Origin of the sequence: Dyella dinghuensis, from assembly GCF_003977615.1 — a bacterium.
Classification (GTDB): domain Bacteria; phylum Pseudomonadota; class Gammaproteobacteria; order Xanthomonadales; family Rhodanobacteraceae; genus Dyella_B; species Dyella_B dinghuensis.
The window spans coordinates 326,578-344,967 of record NZ_RYZR01000003.1 but is presented as its reverse complement, the minus strand read 5'-3'; the positions used below and the strand labels follow the sequence as shown (position 1 = coordinate 344,967).

The following is an 18,390-nucleotide window of genomic DNA, read 5'->3' as shown; positions in this document are numbered from 1 at the left end:
CATATCCAATCAATCGCGTACAAGCCAGAAATAGTGCCCCACGTTAGCTTTATCCAAAGTCGTGGCAGCCACCTTCGCTAAGGTGATCGCTTCACTATGTGAGGGGACGGCGTGAACATTGCGAATATTGAAGACTATCGCAAACTGTGCGAAGCGCGGCTTCCGCGATTCTTGTACGACTACATCAGCGGCGGTTCCTATCAGGAGAACACGCTGCGCGCGAATATCGCCGAGCTACAGGCTACGCTGCTGCGCCAACGCGTGATGGTGGACGAATCGCATCTCAACTTGTCGATTGACTTGTGGGGGCAGGCGATGTCACTGCCCATCGTCCTTGGGCCTGTCGGTATGGCCGGAATGTATTCGAGCCGCGGTGAAGTCAAAGCGGCCAATGCGGCGAAGGCAGCTGGTATTCCATTTACGTTGTCGACCATGGGCGTGTGCGATGTGCACGAGGTCGCGCAAAAGACTGGCATTCCCCCTTGGTTCCAGCTGTATATGCTCAAAGACCGCGGTTTCGTGAAGAGTGTGATCGAACGATCCGTTTCCGCCGGTTCGAAGGTGTTGGTATTTACCGTCGATCTCGCGACGCCTGGGCGACGGTACAGCGAAGTGCACGATGGCATGGAGAAGGATCCGACGTTTCTCGGAATGCTAGGGTTCGTAGCTCAAGGTGCGACGCATCCGCGCTGGGCGCTCGATATCATCATGAAAGGCCGGCCGCTGAAGTTTGGTACGGTGGCCGAGGCGATGCCCAAAGGCGTGCCATATGGAAAATTTGTTCACGACAATTTTGACGCATCGACAACCTGGAAAGACATCGAGTGGATACGTTCGATCTTTCCCGGAAAGATTATTTTGAAAGGCATTCTCGACCCCGAGGATGCCAAACGAGCCGTACAGACAAATATCGACGGGATTGTGGTGTCGAACCACGGTGGCAGACAGCTCGATAGCGTGACATCGACGATTCGCGCGTTGCCGAAGGTTGTGGATGCCGTTCAAGGTAGCGTTCCGGTCTTTATGGATGGCGGCATTCGCTCGGGCCTGGATGTGTTGAAAGCGCTGGCGCTTGGTGCCAAGGCATGCTTCGTTGGGCGTGCGTGGGCCTATGCATTGGGGGCGGCAGGCGAATCCGGCGTGCGGGATATGTTGGAGATCCTTAAAGAGGAACTCAGGGTCGGCATGATTTTGACCGGATGCAATGATGTCAACCGAGCCACTCCGGACTTGTTGCTCAAGGATTGACGGACGCCGTGGCAAAGCAGGTTTAGGTTCGCCTTCGTATTGCTTACGTTTGCCAGTCACGATCCCACAAGCCCGGCATCTGATGCCGGGCTTTTTGTTTGCGATGAGCGGGTTTGGCGAAAATCGAACCGACATTCGAAGGGGTTTGAAGCCGGTACCCCACGCTCGAAACATCGTTCATTTTCCAGCCAGCTACTGAGCATATATCCGCGTAATCTTGCGTTGTACTTAAGCAACTTCGTTGCTCGTGAATACGAATATTTTTGACCCGTGCACGCGTGCGACGGGCTCGCTTTTGCCCTGGATTGCCGCTAGGTGGATCGGTACTGCAGTAACTCAAGTCTTCTCGTAACTCATAGCGTTCGGGAACCGCCATGCCAATCACTTACGGATGTGACGAACAGAAAAAGATTCACCTATTGACTCAATACCGCTTGTATCCAGTGGTGCACACGGTATTGCTGCGGGGGCGATCCATAACCTGTTGCTGCGGTCAGGCGATAACTGGCGAGTTCTATCAGTTTGATGCAATCGACCTGGCTGGCAATATCCTCAATGTTCTCTTTGCGAGTGATGCGTGCGCGCAAGACTTGTTGCGCCTATCTCAAACACACGGTTCCGGGCCCATCACGCTGTTGCCCTTGTTCAACCCGATGCAACAGATGCACAGAGAGATTCATGATGAATCGGTGGTGCAAGAGCATTCCTCGCGAAGGCATCCGCTAAATGCAGAAGTAGAAGAGGCGATTTATCTGGCTGTAATGTGTGAGGACTGGCCCCCTCAGCAGAGACGTGTTTTCACCGAGCTATTGGATCGGATCCGCCGCAATCCAACTCAGCCTGTCATGGACTGGGAAGTCAAAACGATGAATACAGCCATCTCAAAAGGCGGCAAATGTCTGGCGGCGATGTTGAACGTACAACGAGAGAGAAACGCAGGCTTGAAGCACTACGCGTTTCCGGAAATAAGCGCGGCACTAAAGCGTGAAGCTGCGCGTACGGGACTGCGAATTCACTGCAATCTGTGATTGTCTGTATGAAGGTTATGACCTGCTTAAAGAAAGAGAAGCGGGTTCATCTTCGTGTTGTTTTGTATTCGCCGACCTCGATCCAAACAAAAAGCCCGACACCATGTGCCGGGCTTTTTGTTTGCTATTGGTGGAGGTGGCGGGAGTCGAACCCGCGTCCGAAGGCGCTTGACGCCCGGTACTACATGCTTAGCTCACTGTTAGATCTCGTCCCGCGACAGCACAGAGTGCGAGGCGCATCGAAGGACCAGTCCGCTTGATTTAACCCTTACCGGCAGACGGCAGTTTTGGGCGATCCCGTGATAATGACCCTACATCCACTAGCACAGGCACACGTGGGTTCGGGGCTAGGCCTTAAGCGGCCAGAGCGTAGTTGTCGTCGTTGGCAACTATAAGTTTGCGGCTGGTTTAACGAGGAAAGCTGCCCCCTCGGCATGCACCAAGCTATCTCACTACCCCCGTCGAAGCCATGACACCCCCGGGGAAATCTAAGATTGCTTTAAGCAGGTGAATTGTAGCAGTTCGGGTTGGTTAGATGGTTGATGGCGTATTTGTGTTGCGTGTGAAAGGCGCTGGACCCCAGCTTTCGCTGCGGTGACGGCGTTGTTGCGGTGTTGGGGGAGGGAGCACCCCAACACTTCCCACGGAGGGGAGAGGGGCTTCTTTAGGCGTTGCGGTTATGGGAGCGCATGGTGCGTTGTTTTTCGCGTTGCCAGTCGCGCTCTTTTTCGGTGTTGCGCTTGTCGTGTTCCTGCTTGCCGCGCGCCAGGCCGATTTCCACTTTGACCTTGTTGCCTTTCCAGTACATGGCGATGGGCACGAGGGTGTAGCCCTTGCGCTCGACCGCGCCGATGAGCTGGTCGATTTCCTGTTTATGCAGAAGCAGCTTGCGGGTACGCCGATCAGCCGCGATCACATGCGTGGACGCGCTGATGAGCGGGGGAATCGAGGTGCCGACCAGGAAGATCTCGCCCTTCAGCACCACGGCGTAACCGTCGCCGAAATTGATGCGGCCGGCACGCAATGCCTTCACCTCCCAGCCTTGCAAGGCAACGCCTGCCTCGTAACGCTGGTCGATGTGGTATTCATGCCGGGCGCGCTTGTTCAGCGCGATGGTGCCGCCCGCATTTTTTTTGTCTTTGTCCTTCGCTTTTGCCATGTCCGTTAAACTTCGGGCCTGTTGCCCCCTGCTGGTTTGACCGCGGGTGGTCAGACCCGATTATTCAAAGAGGCTACTGTGATCGAAATCCGCCGCAGCGCCCTGGTGAAATACTCGCCGGCGCAAATGTTCGACCTTGTGAATGAGGTCGAAGCATACCCAAAGCGCTTCGCCTGGTGTGCCAATGCCGAGGTGATCGAGCGTGGGGAGAACATGTTGGTGGCGCGGCTCGATCTCAAGTTCGCCGGCTTCCACCACAGTTTCACCACACGTAACACGATCGACCGGCCACGACGCCTGCAAGTAAGTCTGGTCAATGGACCTTTCCGCAGCCTAGAGGGTTTATGGGATTTCATCCCATTGGGCACCGATGGCTGCAAGGTCGCACTGGAACTGGATTTCGATTATGCCGGCCGCCTGGGCGGCGCAGCGTTGAAACTGGGTTTTCAGGGTCTGGCCAATCGCATGGTCGATGACTTCTGCCGCGAGGCGGAGCGCGTGTATGCCTGACAGCATTTCCGTGGAGGTGGTATGCGCCACGGCGGAGCGTCAGTTGCTGCGTAAGGTCACACTGCCTGTGGGTAGTCGCGTTATCGAAGCGGTGAAGCAGTCGGGCATCTTGCAGGCGATGCCCGAGGTCGCGTTCGATCCATCACGTCTTGGCGTTTTTTCGCGTCGCGTGTCGCCGGACGATACGTTGCGCGATGGCGATCGTGTCGAAATCTATCGACCGCTGACGCTCGATCCGAAAGATGCGCGCCGTCGTCGTGTGCGTTAGGTGACCATGCCTCGTTGAATAGAGGCATGGCTGGACCGATCAGTGGCCGCCGTTGTCGCCGCCGTTATCGTCACCGTTATCGCTGCCACCACCACTATCGCCACCGCCGCTACCACTACCGCCGGTCTTGTCACCGGAAGTGTCGTTGACGTTGTAGTTGGTCTTGTACTTGTTGCTTTGCTTGACCAGTTTCTGCGCGTCTTGCAGATAGAGCTGACCTTCGGTGCGGACGAGCACGTCGTTGTTGAAGAACAGGCTGACCGTGTTCAGCTGCATCTTTTCGCCACGATGCGAATACGTGGAGACGTAATCCCAGCGGTTCTGATCGAACGGCGATGCAACCGACGGCGTACCCAGCAACACCAGCACCTGACGCTTGGTCAGACCGGGCTTGAGCTGCGAGGCAAGGTTCTTGTCGATGACTTTATCGAACAGATTGCCCTGGGCCACGTCGGGGGTATACACGATATGGCAGCCGGCCAGGGAAATGGCCAACGTGGCGAAGCCCAGCGTGCGAATCAGCTTTTGCATTCGTAGTGCGTCCGTCCGGAACGTGAAGATATCGAATGATACACTAATGGCCTGATTTGACCGCGTATCGGGAGCATGCGATGGAGCAAGAAACTCAAGAACTCCGTAAGGCCGGTTTGAAGGTCACCCACCCCCGGATGCGCATTCTCCAGATCTTCGAGGAAGACGGGGTTCGGCACCTTACGGCCGAAGACGTCTACAAGAAGTTGCTGGCGCATCAGGAAGATATCGGCCTTGCCACCGTTTACCGCGTGCTGACCCAGTTCGAGGCCGCCGGCATCCTCAGCAAACATAACTTCGAGGGCGGGCAGGCGGTGTACGAACTGGATCGAGGCCAGCATCACGATCACATGATCGATGTGGACAGCGGAAAGGTGATCGAGTTCGTCAGCGAAGAGATCGAACGCCTGCAGCGCGACATTGCGGCCAAGCACGGCTACGAGATTCAGGACCATAGCCTGGTGCTTTACGTCCGGCCAAAAAGCCGGGGTAGATAAGCCCTGGCTGCGGGTCGGGCTCCCGGCGGGGCCCGACCGGTTCGGCCAACGCCCAGACAAACGCCCAAAAAAAAGCCGCGGGAGGACTCCTGTCCGCCCAGCGGCTTACCGTTGTCTCTTGACCTGCCGCATATTCGAGTTGCTCGCAATATGCGCGTTTGTCCAGACTCCGGCGGAACGGCATCCTGCCGCTCTTCGGGCCGCGCCGTCCCCACGGCTGACCCGCGCTCACCATCTTGCGATGGCGGCTCCCCCACATCGATTGACGAATCCTAACGAACGCTTTACGTGGCCGATATCAGAAAATTTCCTAGTTACAGTGTCACAAGTCACTGGTTTCCCTACGAGAAATGCTGCTTCGCAACAAGATGCGCAGGTGTACGCCCTGGCCGTCCGGGCGCAGGCGGAAGAGGCCGCCCAGGGAGGTGACGCGGTCGCGCATGCCCTGAAGGCCGCGTCCGCCACGGGGCACGCGGTCGGGCAGGCCGACACCGTTATCGCGGATATCCAACAAGGCTAAGGCCACGCCCGCACGTTCGCCAATGCGAAGGCGCAAGCGGAACTCGCTCGCCTGCGCATGTTTCACGGCGTTGGTCGCACTTTCCTGCGCGAGGCGATAGATCACCGTTCGAATGTCTTCCTCGACCAGGCGCGGATCGCCGTGCAGTTCGGTGGTGTAGGTCATTCCCGCGGTGCTTAAAAGATCGCGGATGGGGCCTTCATCCAGCGCACGCATCAAACCGAATTCGTCGAGCACGGCGGGGCGCAAATCGTCCAGCAGTCGATGCAACGCGCGACGCATGTGGCCGAGAATGCTGTTGATCGACAAGCTCACGTCTTCCAAACCAGCGTGCTGCAGACGGGTCTGTGCGAGCTTCACATGCGTCTGGATGGCGGTGAGGTTTTGGCCGAGCTCGTCGTGCAATTCCGCGGCCATGTGGCGGCGTTGATTTTCTTCCGCTTGCATGTTGCCGCGCGCAGCATCGCGAAGTTGGCGGGCAAGATGATCGAGACGCCGATTGACGGCGGCGAGATACACGTTCTGTTCGGCGACGCGCGCGCTGCTGCGACGTAGTGCATCGGTAGCCGAACCAAGCATCAACGCGCCGGTGCCCGCAACCGCCAGAAACAAGTGCGAATTGGCGGTAGGGATGACGTGCGTAAACACGCGATCGACCAGTGCCATGCCAAGACTCGATACAAGCATCGACAAACTCGCGCCGCGCCAGCCGTGACGAAACGCGAAGAACAACACCGGCGCCAATGACAGCACACGCGCGAATTCACGTTGCGGCGCCGCCTGTTCGGTGAGGATAAGAAGAATGACCAGTGCAGGTAGCATCACCAGCAAACCATCCATCGCCAGTTCGGACAGCTCTTGTTTGGACGGCCGTGCACGCCACACCATGATCAACGGGGGCACCAGCAGCAACAGACCGACATAGTTGCCGAGCAACTCATCGCCTAATGCATGTAGCAGGCCCGTCGGCGGCAGCTCGTGCACGAACGCCATCATCAACGCATCGGTGGCTGTCGCGGCGACCACGGTGAATCCGGCGGAGAGCAGCAGTCGCGACACTTCTTCCGGATCACGCAAGCTCGGGCGCAAGTTGGCGCGGCGCAGCAGACCCAGACACAGTGCTACGACGAGCGGCTGCGGCAAATCGCCATACAGAAACATGCGCCAGCCGAGGGCGTAGCCATGCAGGTAGTCGATCAAACTCGCCGCGATCAGCTCACCGCCGATCAGCCACGGCCAGTAGCGGATGGGAGAAAGCAGCAGCACGCCGAAGCGAAAACCGAATTGCAGCGTCCAGTCCGGTTGCGTGGTCGGCCAGAGGAGTGCCCAGAGCACGGCATAGCCAAGGCCGAAGAGCGGCCCGGAGCTTAGGCTGAGTAGTGGTTTCAGTCGCATGCGCCGATGTTACATGTGGACCGCTTACGCAAGGCCGCCGGACTGATACAGTTGGGTCATGCACAGTATTGTTCTGGTCGACGATCACGCCATCGTCCGCGAAGGGTTCAAGCGACTGATCGAAATGGAGCCCGACCTGGAGGTGGTGGCCGAGTGCCGCAACGCCGACGATGCGGTCGAGGCCATCAGCCAACGGCGCCCCGATCTGGTGGCGCTCGATCTGTCGCTACCGGATGGCAGTGGTTTGCCGTTGATCGAGCATTTGCGCAGCGTGGCCACCGACACACGCATCGTGGTGCTGAGCATGCACGACGGTGAGCCTTATGTATCCGAAGCTCTGCGTCGTGGGGCGAGTGGTTACGTCACCAAGGGCGCAGCGCCGGAAGAACTTGTGGCTGGTCTGCGCGCGGTGATGCGGGGCGAGCAATTCTTGAGCTCCGATTTACGTCAACGCCGTGCTGAGCGTCCGAATGAATTGCTGGATCCGGTCGATCGCCTGACGGCACGTGAGCGCGAGGTGTTTCTGCTTCTCGCAGCGGGACGTGCACCGAAGCAGGTGGCTGGGGAGCTGGGGATTGGGCAGAAGACCGTCTACATCCATCGCGCAAGTTTGATGGGCAAGCTGGGCGCGGGATCGGAGTTGGATCTTTATCGGATTGCCAGTGAGCGTGGGTTGTTGCCTGCTCGGGGATGAAGCCGATAGGCGGACTTCTTTCCCGTAGCGCGGAAGTCACCGCTCCCTCAAGAGCAAAAAAACCTCAACGTCATTCCGGCGCAGGCCGGAATCCAGTACAAATATGCGTCCGAAGGACACGAAATAATATTTTGAGTGCTTCGCACTACGTACTAAGACTGGATTCCGGCCTGCGCCGGAATGACGGTGGGGTGGGATAGAAGTGTGGGGCGAGATTGGAGGGGCAGCGGAGCGCCGCGAGCACTCTCAGTGTTACGTCCAACGGGCGAAGCTATGCGGCTGAGAAACCACTTAAGCCGTCTGCGCCCGCTCCAGCATCTGCTTCGCATGCGCACGTGTTTCGCGCGTAATTTCGACGCCCCCCAACATACGCGCCAACTCGTCACGACGGCCATCCGTATTCAACGCTTCAATGCGCGTATGAGTCGAATTACCTTCGCTATGTTTGCTCACGCGCAAATGCGAATGCCCTTGCGCAGCCACTTGCGGCAAATGCGTCACGCACAGCACCTGGCAACGCGAACCCAGCGCACGCAACTTTTGTCCGACGACTTCGGCCACTGCACCGCCAATGCCGGTGTCTACTTCATCGAAGACCATGCTACCGATGGTGTCTTTGCCCAGCGTCGCCACTTCGATGGCAAGACTGATGCGTGCAAGTTCGCCACCCGAGGCGACTTTACGCAGCGGGCGCGGCGGCTGACCGGGGTTGGCGCTGACGAGCAATTCGCAACGTTCACGGCCTTGCGGATCGGGTTCGGTGCTCTCGGCCGGTTCGAGCGAAACCTGCACTACGCCGCCAGCCATACCCAGTTCGGTCATCAGCGCGCTGACATCTTTGCTCAGTTTCTTCGCGGCGGTCTGGCGTGCCTTGCTCAGCGCTTCGGCGGCTTTGGCGTAGTCGCGTTGCAATTGATCGCGTTGGGTGCTCAATCGCTCCAGCGCTTCGCCTGCGTTTTCCAGTTCGTTTAACTCGGTCTGGATTGAGGTGCGCTTTGCGTCGAGTTCGGCCGCCGGCAGTCGATGCTTGCGCGACAGTTCGTGCAGGCGCGTCAGATGTGTATCGACTTCGGCATAGCGATCGGGGTCCAGATCGACATCCTGGGCGTAGCGCTCCAGGCCATCGACGGCTTCGTTGAGCTGGATTTGCGCGCTGTCCAGCAGTTCGAGGAGGGGGGCGAGGCGATCATCCAGCGCCGCCAGGCGACCCAACTCCGCATGCGCGCGGCCTAGTGACTGGCGAAGCGCCAGCTCGCTGTCGCCATCGAGCATTTCAACGACACCCGTCAAACCCTCGGTGAGCTTGCTGGCGTTGGCCAAACGCTTATGACTGGCTTCCAGCTCGGCCAGTTCGGCGGGCGGAAGCGCCCACTTTTCCAGTTCGGACAGTTCGTGCCGCAGCAGTTCCAGGCGGTGACCACGATCGTCGTCACCGCTCAGTTTGCGCATGCGCGTGCCGATCTCCCGCCATTGCAGGGCGAGATCGCGAACCTGTTCAACCCGCTTTTCGTTTTCAGCGTAGGCGTCGAGCAGATTGAGTTGATGCGTACGTTCAAGCAGCGCCTGATGTTCGTGCTGACCGTGAATCTCTACGAGCAACGCGGCAAGGTCGCCCATCTGGCCAATAGTCGCCGGCCGGCCGTTGATCCATGCGCGCGAGCTGCCTTCAGCGCGAATCACACGACGAAGCTGGCAGGCGCCGTCTTCGTCCAGCTCCTCCTGCTTGAGCCACGCGGCGGCCTCGGGCAGGCCTTTGAGGTCGAACTCGGCGATCAGCTCGGCGCGATCGCTGCCGGCCCGCACGATATTGCTGTCTGCGCGTGCACCGGCAAGCAGCATCAAAGCATCCACCAACAAGGACTTACCGGCGCCCGTCTCGCCGCTGACCACGGTCAGGCCAGGGCCGAAGGTGATGTCGGCTTCTTCAACGACTGCAAGGTGGCGGACGTAGAGAGAGGTGAGCATGAGTGAAGGCGGCAGTGGTTCGTGCGATTGTAAGGGGGCGGGGCAGGCGGTGAGTAGCGAGACGGAAGGCGTTCGGCCTCCCGTTTGGGCTTTCTTGCATTCTCCCCGCGCAAACCTTATTTCTTTAGCGTCTCACGGATTGCCACAGTGCATGCCTCATCGTCACCCGGAACTTGATATTCGCGCGCGGCGTTTGCTGCGCACGTTGATTGCGCAATACCTGGCTGATGGCGAGCCGGTAGGATCGCGCACGCTTTCGCGTTCCTCCGGGTTGGATGTCAGCCCGGCGACCATCCGTAACATCATGGCGGATCTGGAAGAGGCGGGATTGGTCGCTTCGCCGCATACCTCCGCGGGGCGCATTCCCACGCCGCGCGGTCTGCGTCTGTTCGTCGACAGCCTGATCGAACTACAACCGCTGCCGCGCGATGAAATGGTGCGCCTGCAACGGGAGTTGCCGCCCGGGCCGACCACCGCGCGCGATCTGGTCGGCAACGCCTCGGCGCTGCTTTCTGCGATGACGCACTTTGCCGGCGTGGTGACGGTGCCTCGCCAAACCGATTTCCCGCTGCGGCACATCGATTTCGTGCCGCTGCCCGATGCGCGCGTGCTGGTGATTCTGGTGTTCTCGGACAATCAGGTGCAAAACCGCGTGATCCAGCTGGCCAAGCCTCTGGATGGCAGCGAGCTGGAGCAGGCCGCCAACTACATCAATGAACATTTCGTCGGCCTGCGCGTGGACGATATCCGCGCGCATTTGTTGCGTGAGCTGCGCGAAGCCAGCAGTGAGCTGCATCAGATGCTATCCAGTGCGGTCGAGCTGGCGGCTGCCTCGTTCGCGCCGCAGAACGAAGACGTGCTGATCAGCGGCCAGACCAACCTGATGGCGTATTCGGAACTGGCCAATCTGGATCGGCTGCGCGAGCTGTTCGAGGCATTCCACAAGAAGAACGAGCTGCTTCAGCTGATGGAAGTCTGCGCCAAAGCGCCAGGCGTGCGATTATTTATCGGTGAGGAATCGGGTTTCGCCGCGCTCGACGGTTGCAGCGTCGTCACGGCCAGTTACGGTGCTCAGGGTAGATTGTTGGGTGCCGTCGGCGTTATCGGCCCAACCCGAATGGCGTACGAGCGGGTGATTCCCGTGGTGCAGGCCACCGCCGGGTTGTTGAGCGAAGCCTTGAATAGGGCGGCTACGGCCTTATAAAACGCCCCGGGAGGCGGGTTTGCCCGCAGATTTTGATGGTCGGTACCGCGTACCGGCCCAGGACGACGTTGGAGTTATTCATGCATAACAGCGATTCGCAGTCGCCCACCGGAACGCCGGAAGGCGCACAGACTGAGTTGTCGGGCGCCGAGCTCGATGCCCTCAACGCCAAAGTCGCCGAACTGGAAGCGAGCAACAAAGATTTGCGCGAGACCGTGCTGCGCGAGAAGGCCGAGCTGGAAAATCAGCGCCGCCGGCTGCACCGCGATCTGGAGCAGGCACGCCGCTTCGCCAACGAAAAGCTGCTGAACGACCTGCTGCCGATCTACGACAGCCTGGAACGTGGCCTGTCGGTCGAAGGCGGCGATGTGAACGCGGTACGCGAAGGCCTCAGCCTCACGCTGAAGGAGCTCTTGCGTATCGCCAGCAACAATGGCCTGGTGCAGGTCGATCCGGTCGATCAGCCGCTCGATCCGGAGCGTCATCACGCCGTGAGCATGGTCGAAGCCCCGGGCAAGGCGCCGGGTACCGTCGTCACCGTGCTGCAGAAAGGCTATGTATTGAATGATCGCTTGCTGCGCCCGGCACTGGTGGCTGTGGCCAAGGACGACTGAACACTTTCCAGTAATTCCAGTACTGCAGGGTTCAGCTGGTATTGAACGCTTTCAGCGCAACCCCATCTCTCAACCATTCGCGGCCGAGGGGCTGCCACAAGAGATTTCCGGAGCATACATATGGGCAAGATCATAGGCATCGACCTGGGCACGACTAACTCGTGCGTCGCCATCATGGATGGCAGCACCGCCAAGGTGATTGAGAATTCCGAAGGCGATCGCACCACCCCGTCGATCGTCGCCTTTACCAAGGATGGCGAAGTACTGGTCGGTGCGCCCGCCAAGCGTCAGAGCGTCACCAATCCGAAGAATACGTTCTATGCGGTGAAGCGCCTCATCGGCCGCAAATTCACCGACGCCGAAGTGCAGAAAGATCTGCACATCGTGCCGTACAGCATCCTCGCGCACGACAACGGTGACGCATGGGTGGCAACGGCCGACGGCAAGAAAATGGCACCGCAGGAAATCTCTGCAAAAGTGCTGATGAAGATGAAGAAGACCGCTGAGGATTACCTCGGCGAGCCGGTGACTGAAGCCGTGATCACCGTGCCGGCCTACTTCAACGACAGCCAGCGTCAGGCGACCAAGGACGCCGGCAAGATCGCGGGCCTGGAAGTGAAGCGCATCATCAACGAGCCGACCGCGGCCGCACTGGCCTACGGTCTGGACAAGAAAGGCGGCGATCGCAAGATTGCGGTGTACGACTTGGGTGGTGGCACGTTCGACGTGTCGATCATCGAAATCGCCGAAGTCGACGGCGAGAAGCAGTTCGAAGTGCTGGCCACGAACGGCGATACGTTCCTGGGTGGCGAAGACTTCGACATGCGCGTCATCGATTACCTGATCGAAGAATTCAAGAAAGATCAGGGCATCGACCTGCGCAAGGATCCGCTGGCGCTGCAGCGTCTGAAGGATGCCGCCGAGCGCGCGAAGATCGAACTGTCGTCCTCGCATCAGACCGAAGTGAACCTGCCGTACGTCACGGCCGATGCTTCCGGTCCGAAGCATCTCAACATCAAGCTCACCCGCGCCAAGCTCGAAGCGCTGGTCGAAGACCTGGTCAAGAAGACCATCGAACCCTGCCGCACCGCGTTGAATGACGCTGGTCTGCGCGTGTCCGACATCGACGAAGTGATCCTCGTCGGCGGTCAGACCCGCATGCCGAAAGTGCAGGAATCGGTGAAGGATTTCTTCGGCAAAGAGCCGCGCAAGGATGTGAATCCGGACGAAGCCGTGGCTGTCGGCGCTGCCATTCAGGGCGGCGTGCTCGGCGGTACGGTCAAGGATGTGCTGCTGCTCGACGTCACCCCGCTGTCGCTCGGTATCGAAACGATGGGCGGCGTGATGACCAAGCTCATCGAGAAGAACACCACGGTGCCGACCAAGGCGTCGCAGATCTTCTCGACGGCCGACGACAACCAGACCGCCGTAACTGTGCATGTGCTACAGGGTGAGCGCGAGCGTGCGAGCGCCAACAAGTCGTTGGGCAAGTTCGATCTGCAAGGTATCGATGCTGCGCCGCGCGGTCAGCCGCAGATCGAAGTGACCTTCGACATCGACGCTAACGGCATCCTGCATGTGTCGGCGAAGGACAAGAAGACCGGCAAGGAACAGAAGATCGAGATCAAGGCCGGCTCAGGTCTGTCCGAAGAAGAAATTGCACGCATGGTGGCGGACGCCGAAGCGAACAAGGAAGAGGACAAAAAATTCCAGGAGCTCGTCGGCACACGCAACAAGGCCGATCAGCTGGTGCACTCGACGCGTAGCGCGCTGAAGGAGCACGGCGGCAAAGTGCCGGGTCAGCTCAGCGAAATCGAAGGCGCACTGTCCGAGCTGGAGAAGGTGAAGGACGGCGACGATAAGGCAGCCATCGAGTCGAAGATCGCCAAGCTCGAGCAGGTTGCACAGTCGCTGTATGCCGCTGCACAGGGCGGCGGTGCGGGCGATGCCGGTGCGCAGCAGCATGGTCCGGGCCCTGGCGGTTCGTCGCAGCCCGACGACGTGGTCGATGCGGAATTCACGGAAGTGAAGAACGACGGCAAGTCGTCTTGATCGGTTAAAGTAGTCCAGAACGAGCGCCCTTTCGGGCGCTCGTTGCCGTTGGAGGGGAGGCGATGGAAAAGGGGCGGCTCGAAGCCTTCAGCGATGGCGTGTTAGCCATCATCATTACCATCATGGTGCTGGAACTGAAGGTGCCGCACGGCGACAGCTGGGATGTGCTGTTCCCGCAGTGGCCAGTGTTCCTGAGCTACGTGTTGAGCTTCATCTACGTAGGCATTTACTGGAACAACCACCATCACCTTCTGCAAGCTGCCGAGAAAGTGAGTGGCGGCGTGCTCTGGATGAATCTCCATCTGTTGTTCTGGCTATCGTTGATGCCGGTGGCAACAGGCTGGATGGGCGAAAACCATTTCGCCCGATTGCCGGTGGCCTTGTACGGCGTTGTACTGTTGATGTGCGCGGTTGCCTGGGTGCCCTTGCAGTACTGCCTGATCGCCGCCAATGGCGGCCGTGAATCCTTGCTGGCGCAGGCGATAGGCCGCGACTGGAAAGGCAAGGTCGCCGTCACCATGTACCTGATTGGCATCGTGCTGGCGTTCGTGGCGCCGTGGGTGTCGTGTTTACTTTATGCCACGGTGGCTGCGATCTGGTTCATTCCCGATCGGCGCATCGAATCGCGGATCAAGCAATGAGCAAGCGTGACTATTACGAAATTCTGAGCGTTGAACGAACGGTTACCGAAGGGGAGCTGAAAAAGTCCTTTCGCCGTCTGGCGATGAAGTTTCATCCCGACCGTTGCCCGGACGATCCGCACGCGCAGGAAAAATTCAAAGAGGCCAAGGAAGCCTACGAAGTTCTGTCCGATCCGCAGAAGCGTTCGATGTACGACCAGTACGGTCATGCCGCTTTCGAAAATGGTATGGGTGGTGGCCGTGGCGCCGGTGGCTTCGGCGACATGGGCGACATCTTTGGCGATATCTTCGGCGACATTTTCGGCGGTGGCCGTGGACGTCCGCGTCGCGGCTCCGATCTACGCTACATCATGGAGCTGGATCTCGAAGAGGCCGTGTTCGGCATCGAGAAGAAGTTCGACATCCCCACGCAGGTGAATTGCCATCACTGCAATGGCAGTGGCTCGGACGATGGCAAAACCGTCACCTGTAAAACCTGCGGCGGCCACGGTCGCGTGCGCATGCAGAACGGCATTTTTTCCATCCAGCAGGCGTGCCCGCATTGCGCGGGCAGCGGCCGCACGATCGAAAAGCCGTGCAAGGAATGCCACGGCGAAGGTCGTCTGGAAGAAACACGTACGCTGTCCGTGCGTATTCCGGCGGGCGTCGACAATGGCGATCGCATCCGTCTGAACGGGCAGGGTGAAGCAGGTCCGGCGGGCACGGAACCTGGCGATCTGTATGTGGAAGTGCGCGTGCGCGAGCACGCTATCTTCCAGCGCGAAGGCAATAATCTCTATTGCGAACTGCCCATTCGCTTTGCGCAAGCGGCATTGGGTGCGGAGTTGCAGGTTCCCACGCTCGAGGGCGAAGTGCCGATTGCGATTCCGGCTGAAACGCAAACGGGTCAGCAATTCACGCTACGCGGGCGCGGTGTGAAATCGGTGCGCGGCGGTCGTACCGGTGATCTGGTCTGCCGTGTCGTCGTCGAAACACCTGTGCGTCTGACGCGCGAACAGCGCGACTTGTTCGAGCAGTTGGAAGCGACCTTTGCCAATGGCGAGGCGGACAAGCACACGCCTCGCGCCAAGACCTGGGTCGATGGCGTCAAACAGTTCTGGTCGCGCGTTACCTCGTAAGGCGCCAGCGACGCTGGATTCCGAGCGGGCTTGTTGCCAGTTCGGTCAAACGCGCTACCCTGTTCCAGTGAATCGAGGAACAGTCGCATGACGCAACCTATCCGTGTTGCCATCAATGGTGCGTCCGGTCGCATGGGCCGGGCGTTGCTCGCGCTCATACGCGAAGACCGGCGCTTTGAGCTGGTGCATGCGGGTGTTTCCGCGGGATCGGATCATGACGGCAAACCGGTGTTCGGTGAGCTGTCCACGTCGATTCGCTATAGCCATGATTGGCAGTTGGCTCGCAACGCCAATGTGGTTATCGACTTCAGCGGTCCGGATGGACTTGCTGCGGCTTTGACACATTGTGTCGAACACGGTGCGGCGCTTGTCACCGGCACCACCGGCATCGATGCATCACTTCAAAAGCAATTGGCAGATGCCGCTTCGCACATTGCTGTCTTGCATGCCGCGAACTTCAGCCTCGGCGTTGCAGTACTCACACGCTTGTTGCGCGAAGCAGCCGCGGCGTTGCCGGACTGGGATCTGGAAATCGTCGAATCGCATCACTCGCGAAAAGAGGACGCGCCTTCGGGTACCGCGCTCGCCCTCGGGCATGCCGCGGCGGATGCACGCGGTACCACGCTCGAGAAAGACGGCGTGTTCGCACGTGAGGGGCGTCCCGGCGCGCGCCACCGTGGTGCAATTGGCTTTGCCGTCGTGCGCGGTGGCGATGTCGTTGGAGAGCACGAGGCGTTGCTGCTAGGTCAGGGCGAGCGCGTGGAATTGAGCCATCGCGCGACCGACCGCTCGATCTTCGCGCGCGGTGCATTGGAAGCGGCCGCATGGCTGGCCGGTCACAAGCCCGGCGCTTACAGCATCGATCAGATGCTGCAGTCGCGGCAGGCAAAAACAACCGCATAAGCCGTCGATAAACACCCCGGTTGTTCGTATTCTCCGACCCCTGTACCATCCGCCCGTTGTCATTGGGGAGTAGCCATCCTCGCTGCACAGGGCGCCACGCCTTCGCATCGGGGAATCCGCGTCAACACACTTGAAGCCTTGATGCTTCGTGGCGCGGATGGTTGTCGCAGATGCTCACGTCAGCGATGGTTCGGCGAGACCTTTGGCCACACACGACTCACCCGGCCGGGCGAGCACGTGCGTGCGCCATTGGTTTTCTCGCTCGCCCGGCCCGGAATGTTCCATGCTCATCACGACGCTGCTCTTCCTGCTGTCTGCCGGGGTCATTTATCTGGCCTGCGAGTATTTCGTCAACGGCATCGAATGGCTGGGGCAAAAGCTCAATCTGAGCGCAACCGCGACGGGCACCGTACTTGCCGCATTCGGTACGGCGTTGCCGGAGAGCGCAGTCACCTTCGTTGCGGTAATCCTTGGGCGCACGCCTGAAGTTCGCGATATCGGTGTCGGCGCGGCGATGGGCGGTCCGCTGGTGCTTGCCACCATTGCCTATGCCGTGGTCGGCGTCGCCTTATGGATCAATCGCCGTCGCCTGGGCCGACACGACACGCGAGTGCGCGCGGGAGAAACGCGGCTTGCGCGCGATCAGGCGTGGTTTCTTTCCATTTTTGTCGTGAAGTGCACGCTTGGTCTGATCGCCTTTGCGTTCAAGCCATGGTTGGGCGTGCTGTTTCTCGCTGCCTATGCGCTCTATGTGTGGCGGGAACTGAATCACAACGATGAAACGTCCATCGACGAAGCCCTCGAGCCGCTGAAATTCCAGCCTCGTTCCGAGGTGCCGTCGTTGACGATGGTCGTGATACAGACGGTATTCGCGCTCGTGATCATTGCTGTCGCGTCGCACGTTTTCGTATCGCAAATCGAATCGATTGGCGTGGCGATGCATTTGCCGCCGCATCTGGTCGCTCTTTTGCTCAGCCCCGTCGCGACGGAACTGCCTGAAACGATGAATGCGCTTATCTGGGTGCGTCAAGGTAAGGAGCGCTTGGCACTCGCCAACATTTCCGGTGCGATGATGATTCAGGCCACTGTGCCTAGCGCGCTCGGTCTGTTCGCGACGCCATGGATGTTCGACAGGCCGCTGATCGCATCAGGCATCGTCACGGCGCTTGCGATCGTCTATCTGTGGTGGTTGTTCCATCGCGGCCGCGTCGACGGGCGTTGGCTGGTGCCCGTCGGATTGCTTTACGGTGTATTCGCCCTTTACGTGGGCTGGCACTTTTTCAGCGCGTGAAAAGCGAAAGGCTTATGCGTCGCGCGTCTTGTGCGACGCGCTGCGATCGCGATCGGCGCCCAGCTTGCGATCCAGCACGCCGAAGATTTTCTTGAAGGCGCGCGAAAACTTTCCGCGCTTGGTCTTGCGCAACTTCTCTTCTTCGCTGGTCAGCCATGCGACTTGAATGACGCGGCGCTCGCCTTCGTAGGGCAGGTGACCATGGAATGAGTTGTCGCAGCGCTTGAATACCGCGAACTCGCCATACAGCGGCTTCAGTTCGGGCGCGGCCATATCGTCGATGTTGTCGATGCGATTCAAGAAGCGCAGGCAGCCGTCGCTGGTGTCGGGCCACTGCGTGTTCAAGTAGAGCAGGGCAGTGGCAACCTTGGAGCGACTATCCGTATGAATCGTGCCGTGACGCTTGTTCAACGCGCGGCACAAGGTCACCAACGTCGGGTACTGACCCAGGTTTTCGATGCCCAGATGGCGCCCGATCGCGCTGGCGAACTGCGGCGTGGTCATCTGATTGACGAGGGCGTTGACCGACGGGCCACAGTCCACCGGGTCATAAGGGAAAAAGCCTGCGCTGGCGTATTTGGGGAAATCGCGTTCCAGGTCGCCACGCGCTTCATCGGGCAGCTGGCCGTGCGCAATCATGAACGGAAAGGGTTGCTCCCGGATATCCGTATCGGGACGGTCCAGTCGGATCGGATCGAGCAACACGGTCGCATTCATGAAGTTTGGCAGGTTCACCGGCTAAGTTGCCGCCA

Annotated in this window: 18 protein-coding genes, 1 other RNA gene and 1 riboswitch; of the genes, 13 read left to right on the top strand and 6 right to left on the bottom strand. The window is 59.5% G+C overall.

Features of this window, described 5'->3' with window-relative positions:
* The first annotated feature begins 111 nt into the window (after window positions 1-111).
* Together EKH79_RS04560 and EKH79_RS04555 are read left to right on the top strand one after the other, a co-directional pair.
* A complete protein-coding gene (locus EKH79_RS04560) occupies window positions 112-1,248 on the top strand; it encodes an L-lactate dehydrogenase (RefSeq protein WP_126672603.1) in 1,137 nt (378 codons plus the stop codon).
* 374 nt (window positions 1,249-1,622) lie between these two features.
* Entirely contained in the window at window positions 1,623-2,276 is a 654-nt protein-coding gene (locus EKH79_RS04555) for a hypothetical protein (protein WP_126672602.1), read from the top strand.
* A gap of 128 nt (window positions 2,277-2,404) precedes the next feature.
* On the opposite strand, the gene ssrA is transcribed toward EKH79_RS04555, so the two are convergent.
* Together ssrA and smpB are read right to left on the bottom strand one after the other, a co-directional pair.
* Window positions 2,405-2,756, bottom strand: a transfer-messenger RNA (tmRNA) gene (ssrA, locus tag EKH79_RS04550).
* 184 nt (window positions 2,757-2,940) lie between these two features.
* Complete coding sequence (smpB, locus tag EKH79_RS04545) at window positions 2,941-3,435, bottom strand: SsrA-binding protein SmpB (RefSeq protein ID WP_126672601.1); 495 nt, start codon at window positions 3,433-3,435, stop codon at window positions 2,941-2,943.
* A gap of 78 nt (window positions 3,436-3,513) precedes the next feature.
* Here smpB and EKH79_RS04540 point away from each other — a divergent pair, with 78 nt between their 5' ends.
* Complete coding sequence (locus EKH79_RS04540; protein ID WP_126672600.1) at window positions 3,514-3,945, top strand: type II toxin-antitoxin system RatA family toxin; 432 nt, start codon at window positions 3,514-3,516, stop codon at window positions 3,943-3,945.
* Window positions 3,938-4,213 (top strand): RnfH family protein, encoded by a 276-nt coding sequence (locus EKH79_RS04535; RefSeq protein WP_126672599.1) that lies wholly within the window; start codon window positions 3,938-3,940, stop codon window positions 4,211-4,213. Before EKH79_RS04540 ends, EKH79_RS04535 begins: the two co-directional genes overlap by 8 nt.
* A 39-nt stretch (window positions 4,214-4,252) precedes the next feature.
* Here the strand turns inward: EKH79_RS04535 and EKH79_RS04530 are convergent, their stop codons facing one another.
* A complete protein-coding gene (locus EKH79_RS04530; protein ID WP_126672598.1) occupies window positions 4,253-4,744 on the bottom strand; it encodes an outer membrane protein assembly factor BamE in 492 nt (163 codons plus the stop codon).
* An 80-nt stretch (window positions 4,745-4,824) separates the two neighbouring features.
* Here EKH79_RS04530 and fur point away from each other — a divergent pair, with 80 nt between their 5' ends.
* Window positions 4,825-5,241 carry a ferric iron uptake transcriptional regulator gene (gene fur, locus EKH79_RS04525; RefSeq protein WP_126672597.1) on the top strand — a complete coding sequence of 139 codons (417 nt, stop codon included), beginning with the start codon at window positions 4,825-4,827 and terminating at the stop codon, window positions 5,239-5,241.
* Between the two features lie 322 nt (window positions 5,242-5,563).
* On the opposite strand, the gene EKH79_RS04520 is transcribed toward fur, so the two are convergent.
* The gene (locus tag EKH79_RS04520; protein WP_126672596.1) at window positions 5,564-7,156 is read right to left on the bottom strand and encodes an MASE1 domain-containing sensor histidine kinase; all 1,593 of its coding nucleotides are present in this window, start codon (window positions 7,154-7,156) and stop codon (window positions 5,564-5,566) included.
* 58 nt (window positions 7,157-7,214) lie between these two features.
* Between EKH79_RS04520 and EKH79_RS04515 the strand changes: the two genes are divergently transcribed.
* Window positions 7,215-7,850 carry a response regulator gene (locus tag EKH79_RS04515; RefSeq protein WP_126672595.1) on the top strand — a complete coding sequence of 212 codons (636 nt, stop codon included), beginning with the start codon at window positions 7,215-7,217 and terminating at the stop codon, window positions 7,848-7,850.
* A gap of 291 nt (window positions 7,851-8,141) precedes the next feature.
* Here EKH79_RS04515 and recN read toward each other — a convergent pair whose 3' ends face one another.
* On the bottom strand, window positions 8,142-9,815 hold the full coding sequence (gene recN, locus EKH79_RS04510) for a DNA repair protein RecN (protein ID WP_126672594.1): 1,674 nt from the start codon (window positions 9,813-9,815) through the stop codon (window positions 8,142-8,144).
* A 151-nt stretch (window positions 9,816-9,966) separates the two neighbouring features.
* On the opposite strand from recN, the gene hrcA reads away from it, so the two are divergent.
* From hrcA to EKH79_RS04475, 7 genes are all read left to right on the top strand, one after another.
* Window positions 9,967-11,019, top strand: coding sequence for a heat-inducible transcriptional repressor HrcA (gene hrcA, locus EKH79_RS04505; RefSeq protein ID WP_126672593.1), 1,053 nt, complete (start codon window positions 9,967-9,969; stop codon window positions 11,017-11,019).
* Window positions 11,020-11,099: 80 nt separating this feature from the next.
* Complete coding sequence (gene grpE / locus EKH79_RS04500) at window positions 11,100-11,633, top strand: nucleotide exchange factor GrpE (RefSeq protein ID WP_126672592.1); 534 nt, start codon at window positions 11,100-11,102, stop codon at window positions 11,631-11,633.
* A 120-nt stretch (window positions 11,634-11,753) separates the two neighbouring features.
* On the top strand, window positions 11,754-13,685 hold the full coding sequence (gene dnaK, locus EKH79_RS04495) for a molecular chaperone DnaK (protein WP_126672591.1): 1,932 nt from the start codon (window positions 11,754-11,756) through the stop codon (window positions 13,683-13,685).
* Window positions 13,686-13,747: 62 nt separating this feature from the next.
* A complete protein-coding gene (locus tag EKH79_RS04490; RefSeq protein WP_126672590.1) occupies window positions 13,748-14,326 on the top strand; it encodes a TMEM175 family protein in 579 nt (192 codons plus the stop codon).
* Window positions 14,323-15,444: a molecular chaperone DnaJ gene (gene dnaJ, locus EKH79_RS04485; protein WP_126672589.1), complete on the top strand. Its 1,122-nt coding sequence runs from the start codon at window positions 14,323-14,325 to the stop codon at window positions 15,442-15,444. Before EKH79_RS04490 ends, dnaJ begins: the two co-directional genes overlap by 4 nt.
* Before the next feature lie 87 nt (window positions 15,445-15,531).
* Window positions 15,532-16,347 (top strand): 4-hydroxy-tetrahydrodipicolinate reductase, encoded by an 816-nt coding sequence (dapB, locus tag EKH79_RS04480; RefSeq protein ID WP_126672588.1) that lies wholly within the window; start codon window positions 15,532-15,534, stop codon window positions 16,345-16,347.
* Window positions 16,348-16,399: 52 nt separating this feature from the next.
* A riboswitch (yybP-ykoY riboswitch) is annotated at window positions 16,400-16,629 on the top strand.
* A 1-nt stretch (window position 16,630) separates the two neighbouring features.
* Window positions 16,631-17,638 (top strand): sodium:calcium antiporter, encoded by a 1,008-nt coding sequence (locus EKH79_RS04475; RefSeq protein WP_126672587.1) that lies wholly within the window; start codon window positions 16,631-16,633, stop codon window positions 17,636-17,638.
* Window positions 17,639-17,650: 12 nt separating this feature from the next.
* On the opposite strand, the gene EKH79_RS04470 is transcribed toward EKH79_RS04475, so the two are convergent.
* On the bottom strand, window positions 17,651-18,355 hold the full coding sequence (locus EKH79_RS04470; RefSeq protein ID WP_126673061.1) for a 2OG-Fe(II) oxygenase: 705 nt from the start codon (window positions 18,353-18,355) through the stop codon (window positions 17,651-17,653).
* Window positions 18,356-18,390: the final 35 nt, after the last annotated feature.

Bases quoted from the DNA above. Each gene is read 5' to 3' on its own strand.
- EKH79_RS04555 (WP_126672602.1), top strand. From the start codon at position 1,623: ATGCCAATCACTTACGGATGTGACGAACAGAAAAAGATTCACCTATTG.
- smpB (WP_126672601.1), bottom strand. From the start codon at position 3,435: ATGGCAAAAGCGAAGGACAAAGACAAAAAAAATGCGGGCGGCACCATC.
- EKH79_RS04535 (WP_126672599.1), top strand. From the start codon at position 3,938: ATGCCTGACAGCATTTCCGTGGAGGTGGTATGCGCCACGGCGGAGCGT.
- EKH79_RS04530 (WP_126672598.1), bottom strand. From the start codon at position 4,744: ATGCAAAAGCTGATTCGCACGCTGGGCTTCGCCACGTTGGCCATTTCC.
- fur (WP_126672597.1), top strand. From the start codon at position 4,825: ATGGAGCAAGAAACTCAAGAACTCCGTAAGGCCGGTTTGAAGGTCACC.
- EKH79_RS04520 (WP_126672596.1), bottom strand. From the start codon at position 7,156: ATGCGACTGAAACCACTACTCAGCCTAAGCTCCGGGCCGCTCTTCGGC.
- EKH79_RS04515 (WP_126672595.1), top strand. From the start codon at position 7,215: ATGCACAGTATTGTTCTGGTCGACGATCACGCCATCGTCCGCGAAGGG.
- recN (WP_126672594.1), bottom strand. From the start codon at position 9,815: ATGCTCACCTCTCTCTACGTCCGCCACCTTGCAGTCGTTGAAGAAGCC.
- hrcA (WP_126672593.1), top strand. From the start codon at position 9,967: ATGCCTCATCGTCACCCGGAACTTGATATTCGCGCGCGGCGTTTGCTG.
- grpE (WP_126672592.1), top strand. From the start codon at position 11,100: ATGCATAACAGCGATTCGCAGTCGCCCACCGGAACGCCGGAAGGCGCA.
- dnaK (WP_126672591.1), top strand. From the start codon at position 11,754: ATGGGCAAGATCATAGGCATCGACCTGGGCACGACTAACTCGTGCGTC.
- EKH79_RS04490 (WP_126672590.1), top strand. From the start codon at position 13,748: ATGGAAAAGGGGCGGCTCGAAGCCTTCAGCGATGGCGTGTTAGCCATC.
- dnaJ (WP_126672589.1), top strand. From the start codon at position 14,323: ATGAGCAAGCGTGACTATTACGAAATTCTGAGCGTTGAACGAACGGTT.
- dapB (WP_126672588.1), top strand. From the start codon at position 15,532: ATGACGCAACCTATCCGTGTTGCCATCAATGGTGCGTCCGGTCGCATG.
- EKH79_RS04475 (WP_126672587.1), top strand. From the start codon at position 16,631: ATGCTCATCACGACGCTGCTCTTCCTGCTGTCTGCCGGGGTCATTTAT.
- EKH79_RS04470 (WP_126673061.1), bottom strand. From the start codon at position 18,355: ATGAATGCGACCGTGTTGCTCGATCCGATCCGACTGGACCGTCCCGAT.